Genomic DNA, 6,359 nt, shown 5'->3' on the forward strand with positions numbered 1-6,359 from the left:
TCGCCCACATCCGTCGCCTCACCCGCCTCATCGCAAGAACCTGAAATCATTCAGACCATTATGAATCGGACTCTGAGAGGCGAGGTCCGGGTCCCGGTGCCGAGTTCAACCCATTGCTTGGCGTGCCGCCGCATCGCTTTCGCCACCCGGACCACCGGTTCGAAAGTCCGCGTGCACGGTTTCAGGCCGGGGGCTGCCGTGTGGCGCTACGCGGTGCGGTTCCGTGATATTGTTGGCTCACATCCTGTTCTTGGGGGGTAGCCAGATGGCAGTGTTCCGCAATCGGGGCGAAACGGGCGGCTTCATCTCCATGGCCGATGTCCACCTGCTCCGTGTGCAGCGCTGCAAACCCTCGAACGGCTGCACTTCGGGGCAGGTCGCCTTGCCCCATCTGTTCAGGGCGTCCGGCTGCCTGTGTTCGGCGCGGATGGTGCATGGATCGGCAGTGACATCCTGTCGCAAGTCCCAGACACACGGACTGCATACCCGCATAGTGCCGGAAACCGCATTTCGGTGCGTCGAACGGATTCGCATTTGCGGTTCGGCACTTCTTCGCACTGGACACAGCTATTATTTCGAATATACATGAAATATGGAATTAAATGACGCCAGCAATGCCCTTGCCACGCTCGGCCATCCGGGCCGACTTTCCGTTTTCAGACTGCTGATGCGTTTCGCTCCGCACGGCGTGCGCCCCACCGAGATCGCAAGCGCGCTTGGCCTCAAGCCGAATACGCTTTCACATCATCTGGCCGGGCTCGTCGCATCGGGGCTTGTTGGCGTGACGCGTCAGGGTCGGTCACTCTATTACGCCGTTGATCTTGGCACCGCCGAGGCGCTGATCGGCTATCTTGCCCTTGATGTGGGACGTGCCCGCCCCGATCTCCTCTCGCCTCTGTGCGCTGCCCGCAGGACCGGTCCGGGTGATGGTGCACCATTCAATGTGCTCTTCATCTGCTCGCGCAACTCCGCCCGATCGATCATGGCCGAAGCGCTCCTGCGCGACCTGGGACAAGGCCGGTTCCGGGCGCATTCAGCCGGAACGCGCCCGACCGCGGCACCCAATCCCCTTGCGCTGGACGTGCTCACGCACCAGGGGCATGACATCGCGGGCCTCCAGGCAAAGCATGTCTCCGGGTTTCAGCGGCCCGGCGCGGCCGCCATGGATTTCGTCTTCACCGTTTGTGACCTCTCAGCTGCCGAAGACTGCCCGCCGTGGCAAGGTCATCCCATGATGGGGCACTGGGGGGTGTCCGATCCGGCGGGCGCCACAGGAGATCGCGCGCAGAAGGCGCAGGCATTCGCGCGAACCTACGGCGCACTCCGTCGCAGGATCATGGCCTTTGTCGCGCTGCCCTTCGAAAGGCTCAGCCGGATCTCCCTTCAATCCCGTGTCGATTCGATCGGCACCGAGAATGACATAGGCAAAAGGGTCTGATCTCCATGACACGCATCGCTCTCAACGGCCTCGGCCGGATCGGAAAGCTCGTCCTGCGCAACCTGATCGATTCCGGCGCAGGGGGGGAGGTCGTGCTGCTCAATGATCCTGCGGGCGATGCCGAACAGCACGCGCTGCTGATGGAGTTCGACTCGGTCCACGGCCGTTGGCACAGCACCGTGGCGGCCGCAGACGGTGCGCTGGTGCTGAACGGTCAACCCATCCGGTTGACGCATGAAAAATCCATCGAAGGCCTGCCGCTGGCCGCCCTCGGCGTCGATCTGGTGATCGATTGCACAGGCGTGTTCAGGACTGCGGCCCGGCTCGCACCCTATTACGCAGCGGGGGTACGGAAAGTGCTGGTCAGTGCACCGGTGAAGGATGGTGGCGCGCTGAATCTGGTCTACGGGGTGAACCATCACCTCTATGACGGGTCCCAAGACCTCGTGACAGCCGCCTCTTGCACCACGAACTGTCTCGCCCCGGTCGTCAAGGTCATCCACGAAAACTTCGGCATCCGGCATGGATCGATCACCACCCTCCATGATGTCACCAATACCCAGACCATCGTTGACCGTCCCGCGAAGGATATGCGCCGCGCACGCTCGGCCCTGATGAACCTGATCCCCACCACCACCGGCTCGGCTACGGCCATCACCTTGATCTACCCGGAGCTCAAGGGTCGATTGAACGGCCACGCCGTGCGCGTCCCTCTGCTGAATGCCTCGCTGACCGATTGTGTCTTCGAACTGGAACGCGCCACCTCTGCCGCGGAAGTCAACGCCCTGCTCAAATCCGCCGCCGAGGGCCCGCTGAGCGGCATCCTCGGCTTTGAATCCCGCCCCCTCGTGTCCTGCGACTATACCAATGACCCGCGCTCCGGCATTATCGACGGCCCTTCGACAATGGTCATCAATGGCACGCAGCTGAAGGTCTACGCCTGGTATGACAATGAATGGGGCTATGCCTGTCGGCTGGCGGACATCACCCGCATGATCGGCCACGAACTTGCCGCACGCCCCTCTTCATCCTTGTAGAAATATCCTCGGGGGTGCGGGGGCAGACAGCCCCCGCCTGTCGGGCACGGGTCGGAAGGCCGGAACATGAGCACCACAAACCCCCTGCGCGCCTATATCGCGGTGACGGCGGCCTATTGGGCCTTCATGCTTTCGGATGGCGCGTTGCGGATGCTGGTGCTGCTGCATTTCAACACGCTGGGCTTCACGCCGATCCAGCTGGCTTATCTGTTCCTGCTCTATGAAATCGCGGGCATCGTGACCAACCTTGCGGCTGGCTGGCTGGCGGCGCGCTTCGGGCTCGCTGCCACGCTCTATGGCGGGATGGCGCTGCAGATTGCGGCCCTTGCAGCCCTGGCGCAGATGGATCCGGCATGGGGCCTTACCGCTTCGGTCATCTTCGTCATGGCGGTGCAAGGGGTGTCGGGCGTGGCCAAGGACCTGGCCAAGATGTCCTCGAAATCTGCTGTCAAGCTTCTGGCCCCGGACCATGGTGGCGGATTGTTCCGCTGGGTTGCTGCGCTGACCGGGTCCAAGAACGCGGTGAAGGGGCTGGGCTTCTTCCTGGGGGCGGCCCTTCTGGCGATGGCGGGGTTTCAGGCGGCGGTCTGGGGCATGGCGGGGGTGCTGGCGGTGATCCTGGCCGCGGTCGTCCTGTTCCTGCCGACCGGATTGCCGGGGCGGATGAAAGGGGCCGACACATGGGCGGGCTGGCGGTCGGGTGATCCGCGCATCAATCGCCTCAGCCTGGCACGCATGTTCCTGTTCGGCGCCCGCGATGTGTGGTTCGTGGTCGGCATTCCGGTTTATTTCCAGGCGGTTCTCTCGGATGGCACCGCCGAAGGGCGCCGCGAGGCCTTCTTCCTGATCGGCGGCTTTCTTGCTCTCTGGATCATCGCCTATGGCGCGGTGCAGGCCCTCGCGCCGCGCATCCTTGGCGCCAGAGCGCTGCCCGAGGGCGACATGGTGCGCATGGCTGTCCTCTGGGCCGGGTGGCTGGTGCCGATCCCCTTCGTGCTGGCCGGCGCAACCTGGCTTGCCGGTGCCCCTGCCGACTGGCTGACAACCACTCTGATCGGGGGTCTCATGCTCTTCGGCTTTGTCTTTGCGGTCAATTCCTCGGTGCATTCCTATCTGATCCTTGCCTTTGGCGCCGCGGATCGGATCACCCGGGATGTGGGCTTCTACTACATGGCCAATGCCGCGGGGCGGCTGATCGGCACGCTGTTGTCGGGGCTCAGTTTCCAGCTTGGCGGCCTGACCTTGTGCCTGACAGTCGCCGGGGTGATGGCCCTTGCCAGCTGGCTGGCCGCGCGGCAGCTCAGCTCCGTCTGAGCAGAAACAGCGCGCCCGTGGTCAGTAGCCCGATCCCGGCGGTCAGCCATATCGCATGCAACCCCCAAAGGGTCAGCGCAGCGCCAAAGACCAGCGGCGCTGCGGCCTGCAGGATACGCGCGGGGGCGTTGAGCCAGCCAATGCGTTGCCCGTATCCGGCCGCTCCAAACAGCGCCAGGGGCAGTGTCCCCTTGGCAATGGTCATGATCCCGTTCCCCGCCCCGTGCAGGCCTGCAAAGACATAGGCCGCGGGGCCGCCAAAACTCAGCAGTGTCACTGCTGCGACAGGATGCGCTGCAGCCGCCGCCCGGGCCGAGACAAGCGGATGGAACCGGCGCAGCAACCCGAACTCCAGCACACGCGCGGCAACCTGCGCCGGGCCGATCAGCGCGCCTGCGGCGATGGCCATGGCCGCGCTGGCGCCGGCAGCCTGCAGCAGCCCCGGCAGGTGGGCCGCCATGGCGGCGGCGTTGAACAACGTGGCGGCGAAGACAAAGGACAGCAGGGCGAATGCCATGGGCGAGGGCGGCGGGCCATCCTGGACTGGCGCCGCCCGCATGGCCGGTGTTTCGGTCCCCTTCGGCAGGCAGGCATTGAGCGGCAGCGCCAGGAGCAGATGGATCAGCGCCCATCCGATGCAGGCCTCGCGCCAACCCCATGTTGCCAGCATCAGCCCCGAAAGCGGCCACCCCACCGTGCTGGCAAAGCCTGCGATCAGGGTGATGCCGGTGATCGGGGCGCGTGCATCCTTGCCATAGATCCCCGTCAGTGTCGCAAAGCCCGCCTCATACAGACCGATGCCCATGCCAAGGCCGATGATGCCCCATCCTGCAAACAGGACCATGGGCGATGGTGCGATGGCGAGCACCACCAGTCCCGCGGCAAAGACCAGGTTTGACAGCATAAGTACGCCGCGCCCGCCCACGCCGTCGATCCGCGCCCCGGCCCAGGGGCCGATGATCGCCGCCACCACCAGCGCCATCGAGAACGCTCCGAACACCCAGATCGGCGAAAGCTCCAGCTCTCTGGCCATCGGCACGGCCAGAACCGCCGGAATATAGTAGCTTGAGGCATAGCTGATGGTCAGCGATGTCCCCAGCGCGGTAACGATCCCGCCGCGCCGCGCAGGAGAGAGCCTGGTGATCATGATTGCTGGCACTTCAGGAATTCTGCGGCGACCGGACCCGCGCCATCGCCACCCGTCATGCCATGCCCTTCCGCAACTGGAACAGCAGGCCCGATGCAAGCGTCCGGCCCAATGACGGGGCGATTGACGGTGCAAGGGCGCGGGCACCGTCCTGCGCCCGGATTGCCATCGCCATCTGGGTCGGGCGTGCGGTCACGCCAGCAATAGCCGTTTTGCCGGATACTCGGCAGGGTGAGATGCCTCGGGCCTCTGTCTGTTCTGCCGGACCAGCCTTGCATCAGTCAGCGCGGGGAGATGCACAAGGGGTGACGCCGCCCTGCCCGGATGGCCCTCGGCATCACATCCCCGCAGCCCGAAATCGCCTGCCTGCACCAGCAGGTGAAAGATCGACAGCCGGGTTTCATGGCCAAGAGCTGCAAGTGTGCCTGCATCTAAATCTGGTGTCATGAGATAAAAATAACTACAAATATAGTTTTGTCAACACCACCTGCCGTCAGTGGCTGTTGCAAGCGTTGATCGACACTGCGGACTGACCCACCCGGTGGGTGTGTTCTACGTGTCATGATCGCATCACTGCTGGTGCTTGCTTCCGTTTCTTCTTCGTCGTCCCGGAGCTGGCCTTGAAGCGATAGCTGCCGTTTCCGGTTTCCGGAAACGCGCCATTCTCGCGACATTGATGGTGTGGATGAGCGCGAAGAGATAGTCTCCGAGCAAACGCATCCCCAATCTGGGCTCAGCGGTCCAGATCGCAGCTTCATGCCCTTGCGATGGTGACTTACCCGTCTCGTCCTGGTGCGTCCGGATCATTGGAAAACAGCGCAATCTTGTTGCCTTGTGGATCACGGAGGTAGCCGACATAGAAATGGGCGCCGTAGGCGTCGCGGAATCCCGGTTGACCCTCGTCCCGGCCACCGGCTGCAAGCGCGGCTGCGTGCAGGTCGCGGACCTCCCGTTGGCTTCGGGCCTGAAATGCCGTCATCACGCCGTTGCCGACTGATGCCGGGCGCCCGTCGAAGGGCGGCTTGACGTAGAACTCGGGTGAGACGGCAGGCTGCCCCGGACGTTGGGGGAGGGCATAACTCAGGCCCTCCGGGCCTTCCTCAATCCCGTAGCCGAGAGCAGGCAGGAATGACGAGTAGAACCGCTTCGCGCGCGGAATGTCGTCAGCGCCGACGGTGACATAGCTGATCATGTCGCGTGTTCCTTGTCAGAGGATACCTTTCCTGTTGCGCCCGGCTTCACCTGCGATCGCCATCTGGAGAGTATCACGCAATCACCTCCGGTCATGACCGATCGTCACTGTTCAGGTCGGCGCCACCCGGTCCCGTTTCTTGCTTGAAATCCGTCATCGCCAGCGACGTGGCGTCGAGCGTGACTTGAAGCGCCTGGGCAGCTTCGTCGCCCAGGGCGGCGACGATCCTGC

General features: G+C 64.0%; 6 protein-coding genes. 3 read left to right on the plus strand and 3 right to left on the minus strand.

Annotation, left to right across the window (positions count from 1 at the left end; translation table 11 throughout):
• Nucleotides 1-592: 592 nt before the first annotated feature.
• From HUK65_RS17760 to arsJ, 3 genes are all read left to right on the plus strand, one after another.
• Nucleotides 593-1,438: an arsenate reductase/protein-tyrosine-phosphatase family protein gene (locus HUK65_RS17760; protein WP_179907600.1), complete on the plus strand. Its 846-nt coding sequence runs from the start codon at nucleotides 593-595 to the stop codon at nucleotides 1,436-1,438.
• Nucleotides 1,439-1,443: 5 nt separating this feature from the next.
• Nucleotides 1,444-2,475, plus strand: a complete 1,032-nt coding sequence (locus HUK65_RS17765; protein ID WP_179907601.1) for an ArsJ-associated glyceraldehyde-3-phosphate dehydrogenase — start codon at nucleotides 1,444-1,446, stop codon at nucleotides 2,473-2,475.
• A 66-nt stretch (nucleotides 2,476-2,541) separates the two neighbouring features.
• Nucleotides 2,542-3,789, plus strand: coding sequence for an organoarsenical effux MFS transporter ArsJ (gene arsJ, locus HUK65_RS17770; RefSeq protein ID WP_179907602.1), 1,248 nt, complete (start codon nucleotides 2,542-2,544; stop codon nucleotides 3,787-3,789).
• Here arsJ and HUK65_RS17775 read toward each other — a convergent pair.
• The 3 genes from HUK65_RS17775 to HUK65_RS17785 all read right to left on the minus strand — a co-directional run bounded on the left by HUK65_RS17775 (nucleotide 3,776) and on the right by HUK65_RS17785 (nucleotide 6,128).
• Entirely contained in the window at nucleotides 3,776-4,936 is a 1,161-nt protein-coding gene (locus HUK65_RS17775; protein ID WP_179907603.1) for an MFS transporter, read from the minus strand. The two genes, arsJ and HUK65_RS17775, sit on opposite strands and share 14 nt — an antisense overlap.
• A gap of 55 nt (nucleotides 4,937-4,991) precedes the next feature.
• Complete coding sequence (locus HUK65_RS17780; RefSeq protein ID WP_179907604.1) at nucleotides 4,992-5,132, minus strand: hypothetical protein; 141 nt, start codon at nucleotides 5,130-5,132, stop codon at nucleotides 4,992-4,994.
• Nucleotides 5,133-5,711: 579 nt separating this feature from the next.
• Nucleotides 5,712-6,128 (minus strand): VOC family protein, encoded by a 417-nt coding sequence (locus HUK65_RS17785; RefSeq protein ID WP_179907605.1) that lies wholly within the window; start codon nucleotides 6,126-6,128, stop codon nucleotides 5,712-5,714.
• Between the last annotated feature and the right edge of the window lie 231 nt (nucleotides 6,129-6,359).

The organism is Rhabdonatronobacter sediminivivens (genome assembly GCF_013415485.1).
In the GTDB taxonomy this organism is placed as follows: Bacteria; Pseudomonadota; Alphaproteobacteria; order Rhodobacterales; family Rhodobacteraceae; genus Rhabdonatronobacter; species Rhabdonatronobacter sediminivivens.

What these genes read in the sequence shown, in the direction of transcription:
- HUK65_RS17760 (WP_179907600.1), top strand. Translation starts at nt 593, where the DNA reads ATGGAATTAAATGACGCCAGCAATGCCCTTGCCACGCTCGGCCATCCG.
- HUK65_RS17765 (WP_179907601.1), top strand. Translation starts at nt 1,444, where the DNA reads ATGACACGCATCGCTCTCAACGGCCTCGGCCGGATCGGAAAGCTCGTC.
- arsJ (WP_179907602.1), top strand. Translation starts at nt 2,542, where the DNA reads ATGAGCACCACAAACCCCCTGCGCGCCTATATCGCGGTGACGGCGGCC.
- HUK65_RS17775 (WP_179907603.1), bottom strand. Translation starts at nt 4,936, where the DNA reads ATGATCACCAGGCTCTCTCCTGCGCGGCGCGGCGGGATCGTTACCGCG.
- HUK65_RS17785 (WP_179907605.1), bottom strand. Translation starts at nt 6,128, where the DNA reads ATGATCAGCTATGTCACCGTCGGCGCTGACGACATTCCGCGCGCGAAG.